This is a genomic window from Cytobacillus sp. S13-E01 (assembly GCF_029193815.1).
Lineage (GTDB): Bacteria > Bacillota > Bacilli > Bacillales > Bacillaceae_L > Bacillus_BV.
Genome location: NZ_JARFVC010000025.1, coordinates 36,625 through 55,694, shown reverse-complemented (window position 1 = coordinate 55,694; position 19,070 = coordinate 36,625). Strand labels below are relative to the sequence as shown.

General features: G+C 36.3%; 25 protein-coding genes. 6 read left to right on the top strand and 19 right to left on the bottom strand.

Annotated elements, in window-relative coordinates; genetic code table 11:
* The 4 genes from PY093_RS14935 to PY093_RS14920 all read right to left on the bottom strand — a co-directional run.
* Positions 1 to 687, bottom strand: a 687-nt coding sequence (locus PY093_RS14935) for a reverse transcriptase domain-containing protein (protein ID WP_275643805.1), incomplete at its 3' end; no start/stop codon positions are given.
* A gap of 593 nt (positions 688 to 1,280) precedes the next feature.
* Positions 1,281 to 2,273: an ABC transporter substrate-binding protein gene (locus PY093_RS14930; protein ID WP_275646660.1), complete on the bottom strand. Its 993-nt coding sequence runs from the start codon at positions 2,271 to 2,273 to the stop codon at positions 1,281 to 1,283.
* Positions 2,274 to 2,292: 19 nt separating this feature from the next.
* Entirely contained in the window at positions 2,293 to 3,048 is a 756-nt protein-coding gene (locus tag PY093_RS14925; protein WP_275646659.1) for an ABC transporter permease, read from the bottom strand.
* Positions 3,032 to 3,817 carry an ABC transporter ATP-binding protein gene (locus tag PY093_RS14920; RefSeq protein WP_275646658.1) on the bottom strand — a complete coding sequence of 262 codons (786 nt, stop codon included), beginning with the start codon at positions 3,815 to 3,817 and terminating at the stop codon, positions 3,032 to 3,034. The genes PY093_RS14925 and PY093_RS14920 overlap by 17 nt, the downstream gene beginning before the upstream one ends.
* A 302-nt stretch (positions 3,818 to 4,119) precedes the next feature.
* On the opposite strand from PY093_RS14920, the gene PY093_RS14915 reads away from it, so the two are divergent.
* The 4 genes from PY093_RS14915 to PY093_RS14900 all read left to right on the top strand — a co-directional run bounded on the left by PY093_RS14915 (position 4,120) and on the right by PY093_RS14900 (position 6,682).
* Entirely contained in the window at positions 4,120 to 4,851 is a 732-nt protein-coding gene (locus PY093_RS14915) for an alpha/beta hydrolase (protein ID WP_275646657.1), read from the top strand.
* Positions 4,852 to 4,974: 123 nt separating this feature from the next.
* Positions 4,975 to 5,490 (top strand): YjcG family protein, encoded by a 516-nt coding sequence (locus PY093_RS14910; protein ID WP_275646656.1) that lies wholly within the window; start codon positions 4,975 to 4,977, stop codon positions 5,488 to 5,490.
* A 5-nt stretch (positions 5,491 to 5,495) separates the two neighbouring features.
* Positions 5,496 to 5,918 carry a GNAT family N-acetyltransferase gene (locus PY093_RS14905; RefSeq protein ID WP_275646655.1) on the top strand — a complete coding sequence of 141 codons (423 nt, stop codon included), beginning with the start codon at positions 5,496 to 5,498 and terminating at the stop codon, positions 5,916 to 5,918.
* A gap of 89 nt (positions 5,919 to 6,007) precedes the next feature.
* Positions 6,008 to 6,682, top strand: coding sequence for a DUF421 domain-containing protein (locus tag PY093_RS14900; protein ID WP_275646654.1), 675 nt, complete (start codon positions 6,008 to 6,010; stop codon positions 6,680 to 6,682).
* Here the strand turns inward: PY093_RS14900 and PY093_RS14895 are convergent.
* Both PY093_RS14895 and PY093_RS14890 read right to left on the bottom strand, forming a co-directional pair.
* Complete coding sequence (locus tag PY093_RS14895; RefSeq protein WP_275646653.1) at positions 6,679 to 7,596, bottom strand: MBL fold metallo-hydrolase; 918 nt, start codon at positions 7,594 to 7,596, stop codon at positions 6,679 to 6,681. The two genes, PY093_RS14900 and PY093_RS14895, sit on opposite strands and share 4 nt — an antisense overlap.
* Before the next feature lie 26 nt (positions 7,597 to 7,622).
* Positions 7,623 to 7,865 (bottom strand): hypothetical protein, encoded by a 243-nt coding sequence (locus tag PY093_RS14890; protein WP_275646652.1) that lies wholly within the window; start codon positions 7,863 to 7,865, stop codon positions 7,623 to 7,625.
* A gap of 129 nt (positions 7,866 to 7,994) precedes the next feature.
* Here PY093_RS14890 and PY093_RS14885 point away from each other — a divergent pair, with 129 nt between their 5' ends.
* Positions 7,995 to 10,262 (top strand): ATP-dependent helicase, encoded by a 2,268-nt coding sequence (locus PY093_RS14885; RefSeq protein WP_275646651.1) that lies wholly within the window; start codon positions 7,995 to 7,997, stop codon positions 10,260 to 10,262.
* A gap of 61 nt (positions 10,263 to 10,323) precedes the next feature.
* Here PY093_RS14885 and spoVIF read toward each other — a convergent pair whose 3' ends face one another.
* From spoVIF to PY093_RS14840, 9 genes are all read right to left on the bottom strand, one after another.
* Positions 10,324 to 10,578: a sporulation-specific transcription regulator SpoVIF gene (gene spoVIF, locus PY093_RS14880; RefSeq protein WP_275646650.1), complete on the bottom strand. Its 255-nt coding sequence runs from the start codon at positions 10,576 to 10,578 to the stop codon at positions 10,324 to 10,326.
* 339 nt (positions 10,579 to 10,917) lie between these two features.
* Positions 10,918 to 11,142: a hypothetical protein gene (locus PY093_RS14875; RefSeq protein ID WP_275646649.1), complete on the bottom strand. Its 225-nt coding sequence runs from the start codon at positions 11,140 to 11,142 to the stop codon at positions 10,918 to 10,920.
* Positions 11,143 to 11,236: 94 nt separating this feature from the next.
* Positions 11,237 to 12,097: a DUF421 domain-containing protein gene (locus PY093_RS14870; RefSeq protein ID WP_275646648.1), complete on the bottom strand. Its 861-nt coding sequence runs from the start codon at positions 12,095 to 12,097 to the stop codon at positions 11,237 to 11,239.
* A gap of 29 nt (positions 12,098 to 12,126) precedes the next feature.
* Positions 12,127 to 12,333, bottom strand: coding sequence for a DUF1657 domain-containing protein (locus PY093_RS14865; RefSeq protein ID WP_275646647.1), 207 nt, complete (start codon positions 12,331 to 12,333; stop codon positions 12,127 to 12,129).
* A 12-nt stretch (positions 12,334 to 12,345) separates the two neighbouring features.
* On the bottom strand, positions 12,346 to 12,702 hold the full coding sequence (gene spoVAE / locus PY093_RS14860; protein ID WP_275646646.1) for a stage V sporulation protein AE: 357 nt from the start codon (positions 12,700 to 12,702) through the stop codon (positions 12,346 to 12,348).
* Entirely contained in the window at positions 12,702 to 13,715 is a 1,014-nt protein-coding gene (spoVAD, locus tag PY093_RS14855) for a stage V sporulation protein AD (RefSeq protein ID WP_275646645.1), read from the bottom strand. The genes spoVAE and spoVAD overlap by 1 nt, the downstream gene beginning before the upstream one ends.
* Positions 13,716 to 13,717: 2 nt before the next feature.
* On the bottom strand, positions 13,718 to 14,197 hold the full coding sequence (gene spoVAC / locus PY093_RS14850; protein ID WP_275646644.1) for a stage V sporulation protein AC: 480 nt from the start codon (positions 14,195 to 14,197) through the stop codon (positions 13,718 to 13,720).
* A gap of 26 nt (positions 14,198 to 14,223) precedes the next feature.
* A complete protein-coding gene (locus PY093_RS14845; protein ID WP_275646643.1) occupies positions 14,224 to 14,661 on the bottom strand; it encodes a hypothetical protein in 438 nt (145 codons plus the stop codon).
* Between the two features lie 73 nt (positions 14,662 to 14,734).
* Positions 14,735 to 14,938: a DUF1657 domain-containing protein gene (locus tag PY093_RS14840; RefSeq protein ID WP_275646642.1), complete on the bottom strand. Its 204-nt coding sequence runs from the start codon at positions 14,936 to 14,938 to the stop codon at positions 14,735 to 14,737.
* 161 nt (positions 14,939 to 15,099) lie between these two features.
* Between PY093_RS14840 and PY093_RS14835 the strand changes: the two genes are divergently transcribed.
* A complete protein-coding gene (locus tag PY093_RS14835; protein WP_275646641.1) occupies positions 15,100 to 15,780 on the top strand; it encodes a vanadium-dependent haloperoxidase in 681 nt (226 codons plus the stop codon).
* A 189-nt stretch (positions 15,781 to 15,969) separates the two neighbouring features.
* Here PY093_RS14835 and PY093_RS14830 read toward each other — a convergent pair whose 3' ends face one another.
* The 4 genes from PY093_RS14830 to PY093_RS14815 all read right to left on the bottom strand — a co-directional run bounded on the left by PY093_RS14830 (position 15,970) and on the right by PY093_RS14815 (position 18,666).
* Positions 15,970 to 16,305 carry a hypothetical protein gene (locus PY093_RS14830; RefSeq protein WP_275646640.1) on the bottom strand — a complete coding sequence of 112 codons (336 nt, stop codon included), beginning with the start codon at positions 16,303 to 16,305 and terminating at the stop codon, positions 15,970 to 15,972.
* 199 nt (positions 16,306 to 16,504) lie between these two features.
* The gene (locus tag PY093_RS14825) at positions 16,505 to 17,107 is read right to left on the bottom strand and encodes a hypothetical protein (protein WP_275646639.1); all 603 of its coding nucleotides are present in this window, start codon (positions 17,105 to 17,107) and stop codon (positions 16,505 to 16,507) included.
* Between the two features lie 92 nt (positions 17,108 to 17,199).
* Positions 17,200 to 17,961 (bottom strand): CotY/CotZ family spore coat protein, encoded by a 762-nt coding sequence (locus PY093_RS14820; RefSeq protein ID WP_275646638.1) that lies wholly within the window; start codon positions 17,959 to 17,961, stop codon positions 17,200 to 17,202.
* Positions 17,962 to 18,312: 351 nt separating this feature from the next.
* Positions 18,313 to 18,666 carry a DUF1360 domain-containing protein gene (locus PY093_RS14815; protein ID WP_275646637.1) on the bottom strand — a complete coding sequence of 118 codons (354 nt, stop codon included), beginning with the start codon at positions 18,664 to 18,666 and terminating at the stop codon, positions 18,313 to 18,315.
* Positions 18,667 to 19,070 lie beyond the last annotated feature (404 nt).

The window sequence follows — 19,070 nt, the reverse complement described above, 5'->3', positions numbered from 1 at the left end:
TGGAGTTCCTTCTTTGGATGCTTGAACTAAACCGTTTACCATAATACCGCTTTTGAGGTATTGGCGGATAAGATGTAAAACACGCTTATCTTTTACCTTTTCCTCGATGTAGTACATGAGTTTATCGTGGTTCACTGTGTCAAAATAAGCTTTCATATCCATATCTACAACGTATCTGTACCCTTGCTCGTAGTACGACTTCGCTTGTATGATAGCCTGGTGTGCACTACGCTTCGGACGAAACCCAAAGCTATTATCGGAGAACGTAGGGTCAAATATTGGTTGTAAGACTTGATTGATTGCTTGCTGAATCATCCGGTCGATAACAGTTGGAATCCCTAATTTTCTTACACCACCGTTAGGTTTTGGAATTTCAACCCGCAACACGGGTTGTGGGCTATAAGTTCCGTCATGTAATTTCGTTAGTAACTCTTCCCTGTGCTCCTTCAAGTGCGGGAGTAACTGGTCGTAAGTCATACCGTCTACGCCTGCGGCTCCCTTATTTCTGACAACTTGGAGGTAGGCTTGATTGAGATTATTCCTTGTAAGAATTCTCTCATACAGATTTACACCATTTTGATTGTTCAGTTCACCATGGAAATTACTATGCACTCCGTTATACTCTTCATGTTCCACATTATCTCTCTGACGGTAGCCAGGTTTCCCTGTTTTCTGCGGTTGTCGCAATTTCCACACCTCCTTGTATCCTCAAAATTATTATTGTTCAGTCCTTCACGTCCTGTCAGCGAACGCTACTATGACCTCGGCTGACTTCTTACGATTCATCCTCATGTCACCATGAAGATTGCACTGGTTCGTTATCACTTAACTTGCACTGTGCCCTCGTAAGACCTCCCCTGGTAAGAGTGAATACTTTCCTCCCATGTAACTGCTAGATTTACTGTATAGGTTTCGAGCAGTATTGGACTTCAGTTTGTCTTGCAACCTTATCCGACCTAATTCAGCCTTATATCTAGTTTCTGTTCGTCAGTTCAGGAGTTTGCGTCCGACTTCCTTCAGCCACTACCTCACGATAGCCACCTTGTCTTTCGCTAACAGTTCCTACTGCCAAGCCTGTAGTGGACTTTCACCACCGAGTATTCACCCATGCAGGGCGCACAAGGAAAATGGCATACGTCGATTCGTATGCCATTTCTAATGTCAATTTACCGTTTTGCACCTTAAAAACGGAACGGTTTATCATGTCATCACTCGGCGTTTGTAATAAAGAAAACTTCCCTCAGTGGGGTTTTACTGCCCCTTAAGTGCGGGTCTCTTCATTAGTCAATAAATTGAGTATCAATTAAATTAGCGAAATCTGGTTTTTCTTTTAGGAATTTTAAATCGAATGAAGCATTAGCAAACTCTTGGATTACTTCTTGGTTTACTTCAGTTGTAAATCTGATTTTTCCCCAAGCCATATCAACTACATCTGCATCAAGTTCTTGGTTTGTAATTTCTTTGATGCTATCCATCATGATTGTCTTTGATTCTTCAGGGTTGGCGTTAATAAAATCGACAGCTTCCTTGTTTGCATTTACAATTTGTTGGATCACATCTTTATCTTCTTCGATAAATTTACTATTTGTAACTAGAATTGTATTTGGTAATGTTTCACCAAATGAAATCTCTGTGCTATCTACAATAATTTTCGCACCTGCTTCTTTCACTAATAGTGAAGCCCACGGCTCTGGAACAGCAGCTATTTGTACTTTACCTGATTCAAACATCCCTTTGTACTGTGCTGGGTTTCCTGTTACATGCTTAAGTGTTCCGCCAATACGAGCGGATGTTATTCCTAGATTTTTTAAGAAAGTTTCCATTTGTACGTCATGGGTACAACCTACACCAGGTGTAATAAATGTCTGACCATCGAAATCATCTACAGATTCAATTCCACTTTCTTTACTTGCAAGAATGTGAGTACCACCAGAAGATGCACCGGCAATAATTTTAACGTCAGCACCGTTTGTAAAATTATTCATTACTGGTCCAGGCCCTACAAGTCCGGCATGAATCTCTCCTGTTTTTAAGGCAGTCATGAATGCACCACCATCTGGGAAAGTTTTGTATTCAATCGTTACATCCTCACCTAATTGACTTTCAAAGTACCCTTTTTCGCGTGCTACCATGGCTGGCGCATGATCGATATTCGGGAAGTACCCAATAATTACTTTTTTACTATCTTTTGATCCTGATGCCCCTTCGCTCGTTCCACAACCTGCTAACACAAGTAAAAATACAAATGCAGCTAAAGTAAATAGTTTTTTCATTCACGTCATCCTCCATTTTCTAGTTTTCTAATCCCCATCTACGCATTACATTTTTCTCAATTCTTTGGAAAACAAATAAATCCATAACCGATCCGACTGTACCAATGATGATCATGACACCTATAACTAATGCCATATTTCCAAAATCAGATGCAAATCGAAGTGTATATCCTAACCCTGGACCTGTACTTAATAGTTCACCGGCCATAAGTGCACGCCAGCCAAACGCCCATGCTAGCTTTAAACCAGTTACTGCATATGGTATTGATGCTGGAAAAATAACCTTTACAAACAAATCAATACCGGTTGAACCCATTGTTTGTGCTGCCTTTATATAAAGAGGAGGTACATTTTTAATACCCACTCGCATATTAATTGTCATTACAAAGGTTGCTCCGAGAACGATAATAAAAATAACAGATATTTCATTTAAACCAAACCACATAATCGCAATTGGTAACCAAACAATACTAGGTACACTTTGAAGCGCTAATACGAGGGTACCTAATGTTTCATCCGCTGTTTTCGACTTTGCTAATAGAATACCTAACCCAACTCCTATCGAAACTCCGATTAGCAAGCCTACAAATAATCGTTTGAAACTGGCAATGATATCATATATAAGTGTTTTGTCAGCAAAACCTCTAGCAAGTTCACGAAATACATCTGTTGGTGCGGGCATTACAGACTCGGACACTCCGCTAATCTTGACAGCAAATTCCCAAATAATAAGTATACTTGAAAAAAAGATAATTCGTTTAACTGCTGGATGCATACGCTAACTCCTCTTTAACTACTTTTTCAATTTCCTTCTCCAACAATGCTAAGATTCTTTTTTCTAATTCTATTGATTGTTCACGCACATCATTTCTTGGTCTAGGTAGTTCTACCTTTATGTCCTCTAAGATCACCCCAGGTCTTGTGCCCATTACAAGAATTCGGTCTGATAGCTTAATAGATTCTTGGATGCTGTGAGTGACAAACAAAATGGTCTTTTTCGTTTCAAGCCAAATTTTCTCTAATTCCACATGAAGACGTGATCTGGTCTGCTCATCCAATGCACCAAATGGTTCATCCATAAGTAAAACAGCTGGATTCATCGCTAAAGCTCTAGCAATCGCTACTCTTTGTTGCATCCCTCCAGATAACTCATGTGGTGAATGCTGTGTATAGTTACTAAGTTGGACCATCTTTAGGAATTGATTGGCAATCTCTTTTGCTTTCGTATTATTCAATTCTTTGCGAATTGGGAACATCACATTTTCTTCGACAGACATCCATGGAAACAAGGCCGGCTGTTGGAAAACCATCCCGCGATCTTTTCCGGGTTTTATTATCGGATTTCCTTGTAGAAGAATTTCTCCACTTGTCGGTTTATTTAATCCTGCAACCATTGATAAGAGCGTTGACTTTCCACACCCAGAAGGACCTAATATTGAGACAAACTCTCCTTCATTTATTGATACATTTATATTGGATAGGACTTGATTAACAACATCCTGATTAACATATTCTTTATTCACATCATTAATAGATAGAAACATTCAATCACCAACTTTCAATACAATTCTTATGTGTTTAATCGGATTAATAAACTTTATTATATATTGTATGTTGTTTATGTCAACTGTTTAATACAAAAAGAAAAAAATACCTTTGTAAACATCCAGAACATTTCGCTCGGGGAACATCGACAAAACATGCCACGTCCTGCACCAACTCATTATCAAAATTTTGAGCTCTGTTTATTTTTAAAATTTATTGTATAATCGATTTGTATTATTATGTTTTAACTACGCTTAAATTTTTAAAAGATGTAAACGATAGAAGTAATGGGGGATTTTACATGGAAACAACGAGGCAAGGAACCATGAAAGAGGTAACAATTCATAGTCGCTCACTTGGAGAAGATGTAGACTTATTAATTTATCTTCCGAGTACTTACTCTCCACTATATAAATATACGGTTCTTATAGCCCAAGATGGACGGGATTATTTCACTTTAGGAAGAATTGCTCGAGTTATAGAAAAGCTTATGCAAAATAACGAAATAGACAATACAATCATAGTAGGTATTCCTTATAAGGATGTCGAAGATCGTAGAGAAACATACCATCCTGATGGTGTGAAGCAAGCTAAATATCAACGCTTTTTAGCAGAGGAATTAGTGCCTTATATTGATCAAGAATTTCCTACGTATCAAATGGGAATGGGAAGATGCCTTATTGGAGACTCACTAGGTGGAACAGTCTCACTTATGACAGCTCTGTCCTATCCACATACGTTTGGAAAAGTGGTCCTTCAATCACCTTACGTGAATGATTTTGTCATGGGTGCAGTCATGGAATTTAATGAACCTCATTTATTGAATATCTATCATGTAATTGGAACTGAGGAAACAACAGTTGAAACAACAAGAGGAAAGGTTAAAGATTTTCTAACTCCAAACCGGGAGTTACACTCTTTAATAGACCGTAAAAGTTTTCCGTACTTTTATGATGAGTTTCAGGGTAATCATACGTGGACCTATTGGCAGCCGGATTTACATAGAGCATTGCAGTTGATGTTAAAGATTTAATTTTCACTAGGCACAGAAGCTAATATATAATCTATTTCGAAAATTTGCTATAATAGGATTACACTCTGTATTGTAAAGTACTAAAGCTATATATATAATTTAAAACTCAAGGAGGGGTTATTGATGAAATACGGTATTGTATTATTCCCATCAAAAAAGTTACAAGATTTAGCGAATTCTTATAGAAAACGCTATGACCCAAATTACGCGCTCATTCCACCACATTTAACATTAAAAAATGCTTTTGAAGCTTCTGATGATCAAATAAAAGAGATTTCTTCACAATTGCATGAGATTTCAGCAAAAGTAATGCCTGTTACACTTCGTGTGTACAAGGTTAGTTCCTTTTCACCTGTAAACAATGTGATTTATTTTAAGGTTGATCCAACTGATGAGCTAAATGAACTTCATCACTATCTTCATAGTGGAACATTTGGGGATACGCTCGAGTACTCTTTTGTACCACATATTACAATCGGGCAAAAACTCTCTGATGACGAGCATTCAGATGTACTTGGACAACTCAAAATGGAAAACTTCAATTATGAAGAAGAAGTAGACCGTTTCCACCTGCTTTATCAGCTTGAGAATGGATCTTGGACAGTCTATGAAACATTCCGTTTGGGAAAGGATTGCTAATTAGAATGGAAGCCATAATTGCAAAAACAGATGAACAAATGAATGATGCTTATACAATAAGAAGAATCGTTTTTATTGATGAACAACAGGTTCCTGAAGAAGAAGAGTTTGATCAATATGAAAATGAATCCATTCATGTAGTTCTTTACGATAACCAAGAACCCATTGGGAATGGACGTTTTCGTACGATTGATGGAATTGGTAAAGTAGAACGTATATGTGTCCTAGAATCGGCTCGAAACAAAGGTGCTGGTAAAGTCATTATGGAAAAAATGGAGCAAATTGCACGTAGTGAAGGTATTTCCAAACTAAAGCTTAACGCACAAACACATGCAGAAAAGTTTTATAAAAACATTGGGTACACTACTGTTTCTGATATCTTTATGGATGCTGGAATCCCACATGTGGCAATGGTGAAAGAAATATAAAAATTCCAAAACAAGGGCTCCCCCTTGTTTTTTTGTTGTAAATTAATATTTTCATTAAATGTTGTTCATCCTAATACTGGGGTGAGGTAATGGATTATGGAAGTATTGCACTAGAACTAACGGTCGGATTTTTCGCATTATTTTTCTTAACTAAAATATTAGGAAAAACGCAAATTTCACAGATTACTACCTTTGACTTTATTTCAGCTCTTCTTCTGGGCGAGATTGTTGGGAGTGCAGTCTTTGAAAAAAAAACAACTGTATGGCAAATACTATTTGCACTTTCTATATGGGGAGTCCTCGTATTACTGCTTGAATATATATCCCAAAAATTCAAGAGGACCAGGGGGTTTATTGAAGGCCAACCTACCATTGTGATTCATAAAGGGAAAATCGATAGGAATATGCTTAAAAGGAGTAAATTAGATATTAATCAATTGCAACACTTACTACGGGCTAAGGGAACTTTCTCGATACGTCAAGTTGAATACGCGATTTTAGAAACGGACGGTTCATTAAGTGTGCTAAATAAAGCAAAATTCGACCCTCCTTCACGACAAGATCATAAAATGCCCGAGCAACCAGTATTTCTCCCCGTTACAATGGTAAGTGATGGCGAAATTATATATGACAATTTAATGGAAAGCGGCTTTGACGAGGTATGGCTACAAAATCAAATCAGTTCATTTGGTACAACTAACGTAAAAGATATTATGTATGCTGAGTGGCTAGAAGGAGAAGGTCTGTTTATCCAAACATATTAACCTTCTTCTATTTTTTGATTATTTTTATCAAACGTAAGAGTGTTATCTTGAATCCGAATTGTTACGTTTTGATCCTTAACGAGCTTTGTTAAATAGGCTGTTATTGCCGTACGATATAACAGCCAAGCAGAAACATGTGTTATCGTTACTTTCCATCTATCACACATTGCCCGGATTAATTTTTCATGGCTAAGTGCTCCTTCTCGTACATCGAAAATGACATGAATACTGTCAAGAATCTCTGAATGATACGTTATATTTTGATTAACTGTTTCAATAAATTTCGTTTCATAAACACCATGCCCTGGCACTGCACCACTACATTGTATTGTTTTCAATTTCTCTAGTGATTGTAATGTTTGTTCAGCATCAACGATATATGGAATTTTATGCTTATGTAATTGTTCCATTCCAAAATAGGCATCACCACAATAAAGAATATCATCAATCAAGATTCCCATTTGATTTTCACTATGTCCAGGAAAACCAATTATTGAGAACGTAAAGCCATCAATAGTATAAGTACCCTCAGTAAGTACTTCATTAACCGCAATTGCCTCTCCTTCTAAAAATTTATTTCGCATTTCTTGTAAAGGTGTATTCCCCTGAAACAAATAAATAGGCTCGAGAATAGGATAACGAAGAATTGCTTCTTCTAGCTCTGGTGCCATTGTATGCACTTGTTTTGTTGTCTGTAAATATGACGCACCACCAAAATGGTCTGTATGTGCATGCGTAATATATAAATGAGTAATAGGATATTGATGTTCTTCAAGCTTTTTAATGATTTTTTTCATTGTTGTTTTGTCTATTCCAGCATCAATTAATAAGCCTTCGTCACCATGGTTCACATAGCCAATGTTAACAACACCCTGAAAATAAAAACATGTTTCTGTGATTTGTATTAAATTCATCTTATTTCTCCCTTTTGTTATATCGATTATATTAATTCGTTAACGAACAGACCTTTTCCTGTTAGTTCTGTTAAAACCCTATCAACTTCTTTTGTCATGTTTGCAGTTTCTTTTCTGGACTCTAGTACAATTTCATTCGGTCTATTAGTATGGGAGGATAAAAAAGAGCGCTGTACAGGCGCCAATTTCATATAATTATATTTTCTATGAATGGTTCTGTTCGCATATTGAGTGTACTGTTCATGATTAACAGGCGCAATATAGCCCATATACTTACAACTCCTATCCATTATTTTCCCGCCTATACTCTAAGTTAAACATCTTTTAAAGTCTTTTTCTCTATTGTATGTTTTGTTATAGTATAAATTGACTTTTAAATAGAGAAGGAGCGTTCCTTCATGGATAAGGCAAACTATAATAATACACTTGTTCAAATAGATTTATTGCCCAGAGAGCAGTTTCAACTAATATTTGAAGCAAGCCTTAGTGGAAAAGTTACATGTGCTTGTTGTGGAGCACAGGTTAAGCTATATTTAGGAATTCAACAAAAACCTCATTTTTATCATCTTGGACTTACGGATAAAAAAGAGTGTGAATCTTATGTTACGCAGTTATCAATTACTCCTAATAGTAAAATGGATTATGATTCTGAGTACATTGAACAAAATGGGTTTCGTATACCAAAATCACGTACAATTACTACTACGACTACAGATATAAAAACTCCTGCTTGGAAGCCGATTAAATTCATTCGACCTTCAAGGCCCTTTGAAAAGAAAGCAGAAGAAAAGGCTAACAGATCCTTAGACTCAAACCAATTACAAGCTGTTTCAACGATTGAAGGGCCATTATTAGTATTGGCTGGAGCAGGTAGTGGGAAGACAAGAGTGTTAACAACGCGGACCACTACTATGATTACTGACCATGGAATAGATCCTAGCTCCATTATGTTAGTTACGTTTACATCAAAAGCGGCAAAAGAAATGAAAGAACGACTAGCCAACGCCGAGCAGCTTTCACCACAGCAGCTTCAAGCTATTGTGATTGGTACATTTCACAGTATTTTTTATAAAATCATCATGTTTCACGAACCACAAAGATGGCAAAGCTCAAAACTTTTAAAATGGGATTGGCAAAAAGAGCAAATAATTAAAGAGGCCGCTAAAGAATTATCGATTGATGAAAGAGACTTTGCGTTTGATCAGGCGCTCCAACAGATTGGATATTGGAAAAACACATTGACACCACCAGACCTTGTGAAACCAAAGGACCAATGGGAAGAACGTGTACTTATCATGTACAAACATTACGAAAAAAGTAAGGATATAAATGGCTATTTTGATTTTGACGATATGCTGGTTGGATGTTATCAGTTGTTTATAAAACAACCTGAATTGCTTTCTCGATATCAGAAACGACTTCACTACTTCTTAATTGATGAATTTCAAGACATAAATAAACTACAATATGAAGTAATGAAAATGTTGTCAGCCCACACTAAAAATTTATGCGTTGTTGGCGATGATGATCAATCGATTTACGGATTCCGTGGTAGTGACCCTTCCTATATCTTGCAATTTGATCAAGACTTTTCAGACACTAAGGTTGTTACACTAAATGAAAACTATCGGTCCACACATAGTATCGTTTCCTCAGCTAATAAGCTTATTAGCTGGGGAAAACAAAGGCGTTTCAAAGAGATGCATGCCCAATTTGACAATGGCCTACTTCCTACTTTCTTCTTCCCTTATGATGAAGAGGAAGAGGCGACAATGATTGTAACAGATCTTAAAGAACGTATTGAACAAGGTGCTTCACCGTCGGATTTTGCTATTCTTTATCGTACTCATACGACTTCAAGAGCATTATTTGAAAGATTAGCTAGTAGTAACCTTCCTTTTGTAATTGAACAGGAATCTGAATCCTTTTATAAAAGAAGAATAGTACGATCATTACTTGCCTATCTTCGTTTATCCTTAGATCCTAATCATTCCGAGGCAATGTCTGATTTATTAATAGCGTTTTTTTTAAAAAAGTCGGCACTTAATGAATTAAAGGCCTCTAGTATTCTCGAAGATTGTACATTAGTTGAAGCACTAAAAATGATTACAAATGTCCAACCTTTTCAGCAAAGAAAATTAAAAAAGATTGTACCGTTGTTTAAACAATTATCTAAACTAAAGCCAATGACAGCCCTAGAGATGATTGAAAAAGAAATGGGATTTGATGATTTTGTAAAAAAACGTGGAAATGAAGGTAATGTTATCGAAAAAGGATCGGACGATGTGCGTGATTTAAAGGTCGTTGCCAAAAAATTTGCGACAATTCAAGAGTTTTTAGAGCATGTAGACCATATGACTGCAATGACTGAGGAAATGAAACGATTAAGTAAGCACTATACAAATGCGATTGTGCTTTCAACTATCCACCGTTCAAAGGGGCTTGAATATAAACACGTCTATATTCTCAGCGCTGTTGATGGCAGTATTCCTCATGATTATGCGCTAGATGCAAACCGCAATGGTGATCTTGCTCCATTGGCAGAAGAAAGACGCCTTATGTATGTCGCCATGACCAGGGCGCAGCAAACATTACACATATCTGTTCCAGAAACAAGGCGAGGAAAAAATGCTCATCCATCACGTTTAATAAAACCTTTATATTAATAGGGGCAGACCTCAATCGTCTGCCCCCCAAAAACGCCTCATACACTTGAGGCGTTTTTGATTATTTTTTATTTAGCATTTTTGCAATGGTACCAAAATCCAATGATTGGTTCCCGTTTATTATCGAATTAACAATTTTATCCTCTGTTTGTTTATTAACTGGTTTATTAGCAATCTGGGACACCCTTTGAATTATCGAACGAACTGTTTTTTCATCCTTAAAGTTTGCATTTTGAATTGAATTCGCTAATTGAAATACATCATTCATATTGACTCCAGTTTTCTGTTCAATGTTTTTAAATAAATTATTATCCATATATCATAGCCTCCTTACATTGTGTTATATCCTATGAACCTTAACCTAAAGATGTGAAAAGTCCCATTCGACATCTTCGTGGAAGGTGTCGAATTCAAAGTTCCGTTCGACATCTTCGTGGAAGGTGTCGAATCCAAAGTCCCGTTCGACATCTTCACGGAAGGTGTCGAATTCAAAGTCCCGTTCGGCATCTTCACAGAAGGTGTCGAATCCAAAGTTCCGTTCGACATCTTCACGGAAGGTGTCGAATAATATATGTCTAGTAACCTTCCTTACTATCATATGTCAAGGAATGATTACCGTGTGGACAAGTGCACTGGGCGATAGTGGATTTTGTTACTACTCAAAATAGTTCTCCAATTGCTTTTGCTTATCCGCTAACCATTTATCTACCTTTTCTATTCTTGCTTCTAGGTCCTTTTCGAAGCTTTTACTTTGTTTTGCGAGTTTTCCTAAGTCTTCATCTGTCTGAGCAATTATTTTTTCAGATTTTGCTTTTTCTTCATCGTGTTTCTGATAATATTGTTTTATGAAACGTTCAATTTCGATATTAAATTTCTTCAATCTAATCAACTCCAAAAAAATCAAAAATTGATTTCCCTTCATACTAGGATATGTAAACGAAAAAAAAAAGAACCAGCAAATAACCAGTTCTTCTTCAGCTTTTTAATAAAGGGGCTACTTTTTTACTAATTTTTCTCATTACTTCAGCATTTTTTGTGTACATTTCTTTAGCACTTTGTGACCCAGTTTGTAAGGCAAAGGCTTCTAAATCCGCCTCGTTTTTTAAAATCGAAGCCATTAGCAGTTTATTCGCTACTGGTTGTGGGACTTGAATTTTGTCATCGTATAGATCGACGGTTAATTGTCCGTAGCTATCAACCTGACCTAAGAAGACATTCTCAATTGTTACACCAATTTTATCTAATTCTTCCTTCAACCACCCACGGTTCAGTCCTCTTGTCGATAATGGTTCATCTAAAATTCTACCGTCCATTACTACTGTTTGAGGTTCTTTTACCGACGGAGCGTTTTTGAAGATATCTCCAACGGTGAGTGGTTGTTTTTCTCTTTTTAAAAGGATATTTATATCCCCATTCGTTTCCAACGTAGCAAACTCTACATCAGAAGCTTGGAATACTTGTTTTTTTCGGAGTTGTTCCAGTAACTCATCTATAGAATATTTCTCCTTTTTTAGATTATCTTCCATAATTTTTCCGTTTTTTATAAAAACAGTCGATGTTCCTTCTGCAAAGTCTCTAAAAGACTTATTTTTTAATGAGAAATATGAAAAAGCAATTGGGAATAAAGACCAGATTAAAATACTAGTAATTCCATTCGTAAGATTTAATTCCAGGTCCATTGATAAGGTCCCAGCAATATCTCCAATTGTTATTCCAGCAATATATTCAAAAAATGATAGCTTGGACAACTGTTTTTTTCCTAGAAGCTTAGTGATAAAAAATAATCCAGCAATGATAGATACTGAACGAATTGTGACTTCAATCCAACCAGGCATATCAGTCACCCCCTAACTTAGGTGTGTATTTAAAATCCTTTGTACTGTGGTTCTTCTCGTTCCAATTCACCAACTCTTATCGCTAAATCCTTTATAACTTCGTCTGTCATCATCATTACTTCATGAAATATACGTTTTGCATCCTCATCAGATGCTGTTAGTGCCAACGATTGGAAGCTTGCATGCATACTTTTAGTACTTGCCAAACTTTGTTTTACTTGAGAGGCTACAGTCACAATAATTCCTCCTTAACCTTTTGGTTTAAAAAATAATGCACCAATAAAACCAAAAATAATCGCCGCTGAAATACCAGAACTTGTTACTTCAAACATTCCTGTTAATACACCAACAATCCCATGCTTTTCACCTTCTTGCATAGCACCATGAACAAGGGAATTACCAAAGCTTGTGATTGGTATGGTTGCCCCGGCCCCAGCAAAGGCCATTAGGGGCTCATATAGGTTAAATCCATCTAGGATAGCACCTGCAACAACTAGTGAGCTTAAAGTGTGTGCAGGTGTTAATTTAAATACATCAAACATAATTTGTCCTATCACGCATATTAAGCCACCGACAACAAATGCCCAAAAAAAGGTTTGAAACATTACTCTTCCCCCCCATACTCAATTGATACAGCATGCGCAATACAAGGAATTGACTCTTTTTGCTGAAATGATAATGGTGATAATAATGCGCCAGTTGCAACGACTAGAATTCGTTTAAATTCACCTTTTTTCATTCGATTTAATAAATGCCCGTAAACAACAGTAGCTGAACAACCCGCTCCACTTCCCCCTGCTAATACCGGTTGAGCTTCTTTATAGATAATTAATCCACAGTCCCAATACCTGGATTCATTGATGTTTAACCCATGTTTTCTCATTAAATCAAGTGAAACCTCACGACCAACATGACCTAAATCACCTGTTACAATTAAGTCATAATAGGAAGGATCAAGTTGCCTGTCCCTAAAATGGGCTTCAATTGTATCAACAGCCGCTGGTGCCATTGCTCCACCCATATTAAACGGATCTGATAAACCCATATCAATGACCTTACCTATTGTCGCTGACGTTACTTTAGGTCCATCCCCTTTTTGACTTAACACAGCAGCACCTGCTCCAGTTACTGTCCACTGTGCTGTCGGAGGTTTTTGTCCACCATATTCTGTTGGGTACCTAAACTGCTTTTCAACGGCTGCATTGTGACTGCCAGCACCGGTTAATATATAATTTGCTCCACCATGATTAATGATAAAAGACCCTAATGCTAATCCTTCCATTGAAGTCGAACATGCTCCAAAAAGTCCAAAATAAGGTGTTCCCAATGTTCTAGCGGCAAAGCTAGAAGGAGTTATTTGGTTTATGAGATCACCAGCTAATATAAACTGGATCTTTTCTTTTTCAAGGTTTGCTTTTTCTATGGCTTTATAATAAGCTTCTTCAAATAAAACCTTATGAGCCTTTTCGTAAGAGTCTTCACCAAGCCATAAATCTTCATGCAGTAAATCAAAATCATCAGGAATTTTACCATTGGCTTCAAAGGGGCCCCCAACTGTTCCAGTTGAAATAATTACAGGTTTATTTTCAAATACCCACGTTCCATGTCCTTGAAGCATTCTTAAAATCCTCCCCATTTTAATAAAATGGTCTTGATTAAAGCGACGACAAACGCAGAGAAAGTTCCAAATAAAATAACAGAACCAGCAAGCTTGAACATATTAGAACCTACTCCAAGAACAAATCCCTCCGTACGATGTTCAATTGCTGCTGAAATGACAGCATTACCGAACCCAGTAACCGGTACTGCACTACCCGCCCCTGCAAATTGTGCAATTCGGTCATAAACTCCAAATCCTGTTAATAGCATTGCAAAAAATACCATTGTCGCAACAGTTGGATTTCCAGCTGTTTTCTCAGTAAAGTTAAAATTATAAATAAAGAACAATTGAACAGCCTGTCCTATTACACAAATTAGTCCCCCGACAAGGAATGCGTTGAGACAATTCTTAAAAACCGGACGCTTTGTTTCTCTTTTTAATTGAAATTGATGGTATTCTTGTTGGGTTGGTGTTAGATTTTTTCTGTTTTTATTTGACATCTTGCATCACCTAGTCCGCATTTAATTTAAGTTTGTTCTTCACTTAACTTTTTCACTCTTTCTAATTCTTCCTCAACCTTTTCTTTTTTAAGATTTCGATTAAAGATGTCTTTTTTTATTTTATTTGTCTCAAGAAAAATCTTTAAATCACTTGATACAGTAGGTTCATAATCAGAGTACGCTTTCTTTAGTTCATCCTTAACCTTTTTTTCAACCTTATTTAAGCGAAATTTTTCGAATTGCTTTACCCTAAACGCAAGTAATAGCTGCTTTTCATTATTAATTGCAACTACCTCAGTTACTTCTTTCATTTGTTTTATTTGTTCCTCTGCACTTATAGCAGTTGTTTGATTAACGTGGAGGTCATCTGTCTTCATATTTTTAAAAGACTGAGTATCTAAATCAGCACAAGCTGCTAAGCCCAATAGTAGTATAATTAGGGACAATTGCCACTTTTTTTTCATGATTAAATCATCCATTCCCTATAAAATCTTCCAAAAAAGGGTGGCAACATTCACCATCCCCCTTTTTAGCTACTTATTGATTGTATTGTGGTTCTTCTTGCTTAATTTCATTCACCCGTGGATCTAACATATCAACAATCGCTTGCGTTTGCTGAGAAGCTTGCTGATACATTTGTTTTGCTTGTTCATTATCTGTTTGAAGTGCAAAGGTTTCAAAGCTTGCTTGAGCAGCTTTTAATCCTGCAAGTGTTTGTGCAACTTGAGCTACAACAGTCATTAGTATCCCCTTCTTGTTAAAATATTGTTTTACAATATTAGAATGTTTTATATTACATTATTTATGTTTTCCAATTTAGCCCATTTCATTTTCTTTCATATCAAAAATTCAGTCTACTCATAGAATGTATTTGATAGTAATAAAAAGGAGATAGCTGCTTTATGGTGAATAACTATAAAAAGTGGAAAAAGTCATCTTATTCTGCTGAAAAAATAATGGTCGGGTCTTGGGTAACTCACTACATTAAAATCGATAAACATGGCCAAACTTTTTATAAGGATGGTCGTAAAATAACTTTTGACATTCGTCACCCTTCTAAAATTGATTGGGATTCTCAGCTTAGTTTAGTCAATAACACATTATTGAAGTTAACTCCTCATCAAATTGATATTGCAAAATACTGGGGGACAGGTGTACCAACAAAACAATTTTTACCTATAATGGATCAATTAATTGATACCTATAAAGTTCCCGCACCCATGGCAGCACATATTTTAGCAGTAGTTCTTGCAGCTATCAATGATACCTTTGTACTTACTTGGAAATTAAAATTTGATTGGCTAGTAGCACGACCAAACCAGTTAGATCAGAGCCTTGTGACCATTCTTTCTACCCCTAGACATCCAACTTATCCGTCTGGTCATGCAACAGTAGGAGGATGTTCTGAAGTAGTTTTAGGATATTTTTTCCCAGGTGAAGCAAAAAAATTAAGGAAAATGTTTCAAGAATGTGCTGACTCTAGATTATATGCTGGTGTTCATTTCCCAATAGATAATGAAGAAGGACTTCGACTTGGTCGACAGGTTGGCCAAATTGTTGTTGAGGAATTAAGCAAAGCGTAGGGGCGCCCGAAGCTAGACACAAAAACCAGGTAAATACTCACATAAACGGATTCTTTCTAGGAGATGTTTTATTTAGTAAAACTATGATTAATTGTTTCAAACTCAAAAACAGCTCCTATTAAATAAGGAACCGTCAAGTTTTAAACATGCTACTTTTTACTTAATTGTGCTTAATTAAAGAATGCATTATCATTTTTCTTTGTCATTAATTGACGATAGGAATTCCTCAAAGCCTTTTCGGTTTTTTGACATTCTTTCTTCAATTTTGCTAAGCAGGTCATCAATGTTTATACCCATTTTCTCTTTTTCTGACATCATTTGGTAATAAAAGAGAAGCATTGCATAAGCAATTCCAGAATTATCAATATATACTATGCTGTTACCACTTTTTAATATTGATGCCGTTCCGTTTTCATTGTTTATTTCGGTGGTCGATTCTTTAGTTATATGATTTAAATAGTTGGATATTTTTTCATCAATTATTTTTTCGATTTTAAAAAGTAATTCTTTTTCTTGTTCACCCATTGTGAACCCCCCTCCCGATCTTGCTTTTATATTTATACGTAAAGTAATATCAAGTGTAAGGGCTACAGACTAATTTTTAATAAAACAGTCCGATTTTTATATTAAGATAAATTGCTTGGCCTAAACTTTTAATTCTATTAAATCATATATCTCTTAGCAAGTTAAAAACGCTCTATGACGAGCGTTTTCCCTTTTTATATTAAATATTAAGGTTGGTGTTGTTGTTAGTGTTTGTGCTAGTGTTAGTGTTAGTGTTTGTGTTTTCTGCAACAGCTACTGAAGTAGAATCAGAAGTGCTAATTGCTGCTTGTGCTTGCTCTTGTTCTTGTTCTTGCTCTTGCTCTTGCTCTTGCTCTTGCTCTTGCTCTTGCTCTTGCTCTTGCTCTTGCTCTTGTTCTTGTTCTTGCTCTTGTTCCTGTTCCTGCTCTTGTGTTTGTTCGTTTTCTTGTTCCTGCTCAGTCTCTTGGTCAGCTCTATTTTCTGCATCATTTGTTGACTCAAAATCAGATTCTAACTCAGCTTCGTTCTCAGCTCTAGCATCAACTTTCACTTCAACTTTAGAATTTCCACTGTTGAAGATATATGAATTTCCGCCTTTAACATCAATCCAAATTCTAGAATCGTTTTCAGCTTCAGCTTCAGCTTCTGATTCTGATTCTGATTTGGATTTACTTTCTGACTTAGACTTTGCTTTGGCCTTTGATTCTGAATCGGCTTCAGCTTTTTGCCATTGTTCTTGTATTGCTAGTGCCATAGCATTTGCAAGATCTTCAAATTTTTGCTCTAAATCTCTCCAACTCATTCTCGGTCACCTCCTCTTCTCTTACTACTCTTAATATATTGTAAAAGATAGGATTGGCTAGGACGATTGACGGAAGACAAGAGTACATTTTTTTAAATATCAATATCAACTATAGAATTTCCGCTTTCGGAAATGATAGCTGTACCATTATTATTACTTATTTTAATGTTTTGCTCTATTTTAGAATCAAACTTCTTTTCTTTAGTTTCACTTTCAACTTCTATATCATTAATGCTTGTTACCTTTTCATTCTGTGGATCAAAAACAGGCTCCAAATGACTTACACTTCCATGATCATTAGACTGTTCGTCATCTTGATTCAAATAATTTAATGGAGCAGATTCGTGTGACAAACTCTTATCGGTTTGTTTAGTAGGTAATCTATAATCAGATATCATTTCTTGCTTACCTGTGGCAGATTGCGTTTTATATTTTTTATCGTCATAAGCTTCATCCTTATCATCTGTTATACGATTGATTACAGAACAGTCGATAATTTGATAACCACATATACATGCAAGTTTCATTTCAACGCACTCGTTTGTTATTAATAATGTCTTTGTACTACATATTAGCTTAAAAGGATCTTCCATTTCGTTAGCGATACTTGATAACGGTTTTAATAACTGTAACGTAACTATACCTCTTTCATAATCAACTAATCGAACAATGAAAAATGGCGTCTTAAAAGGTGCATAAAATCCACTTCCTCCAAAAAACTGAAACGGCACTCCTTTATTAGTAAAAATAATGATCGGTATTGTGTGATTTACATACCCCGTAGTTCTTTTTGTTACCGCTGTCAAATTCAACCTGTCCCTCGATTTCCCAACTGCTTCTCTTACACTTTTCAAATTCATTCATCCCTCAACATTTATTTACCATATTTTATGTCTCAACAAATTAAATGGTTTTCATTCAAAGTAAATTAAGCGTTTCCCCTATAATATGACGAGCTTTTCTGTCATAAAAAAACAGGCTAATAAGTTTAGCCTGTTTTTTTATTTTCTCTTTTTCCCACAGCCACAGCCTCTTCTTTTCTTTTTAGTACTAGCAGAGGACACTGTCTTGTGTGATTTAGAACTGTTAGCAGAGGAAGCCTTTTCCAATCGATTACTCATTATTATTCCTCCATTTAATGTAGACTACTATAGTTTATTCATTTCTTTAGCTTCTGTTAGGGCATTCTGTACCTATTTTTCAAACTAATCTATTAGTCTACCAACAATTATTTCTATGGTGGAAGCCAAACCTGCAATGGCAAGTATGATAATTAGTGGTTCTGTCCCAATCGGCCAATACATCCACGAGATATACAATACCGCAGAACTCCAAATACCAGTACACCAATGGCAGCTTAATAGTTCTCCAATCCAATATTTGAGACCAGTACCCTTAATTATGATGTAGGTTGCGGTTGTACCATCTGGTAGGGCCTCCTCAACCTCCTCGTGAAATGGCCTCCGAATAAAGACAGTAATTTTATCGTAAATTAATAGTCTCGTAAGACGGAAACTCGCCATTATAAATAACACTAGCTCAAGCCAGCTTAAAAGCATTTTCCTATCCCCCTTTTTCACGATTTAAACTCAATAATTGGAAGTGACCAATTTACTAGTCAGGAGTCTATCGCAAAAATAGCTTAAATCTATTTTAATGCTTTGCATCATATTCTCTAAACTGAGGAGATCCTTTACATTTAAAAAATATATAAGAGGAAAATAATATTGCTATTTAAGAAAAGCGCAAGGCGCGCCCGCCTTTCGGCGACAAGCATAAGACGAGCCCTGACTGAAGGCGTTTTTTGCCTTCGGGAAGGGATTGGCTTATGACCTCAGGTCCGATGGCGCCCGGAGCTAGACACTAAAACTAGGTACAAACTTTTATACTCCCTTTCTTATCTTTTCAAGAAAAGCGCAGGGCGCCCGCCTATCGGCGACATGCATAAGACAAGCCGGCTGGA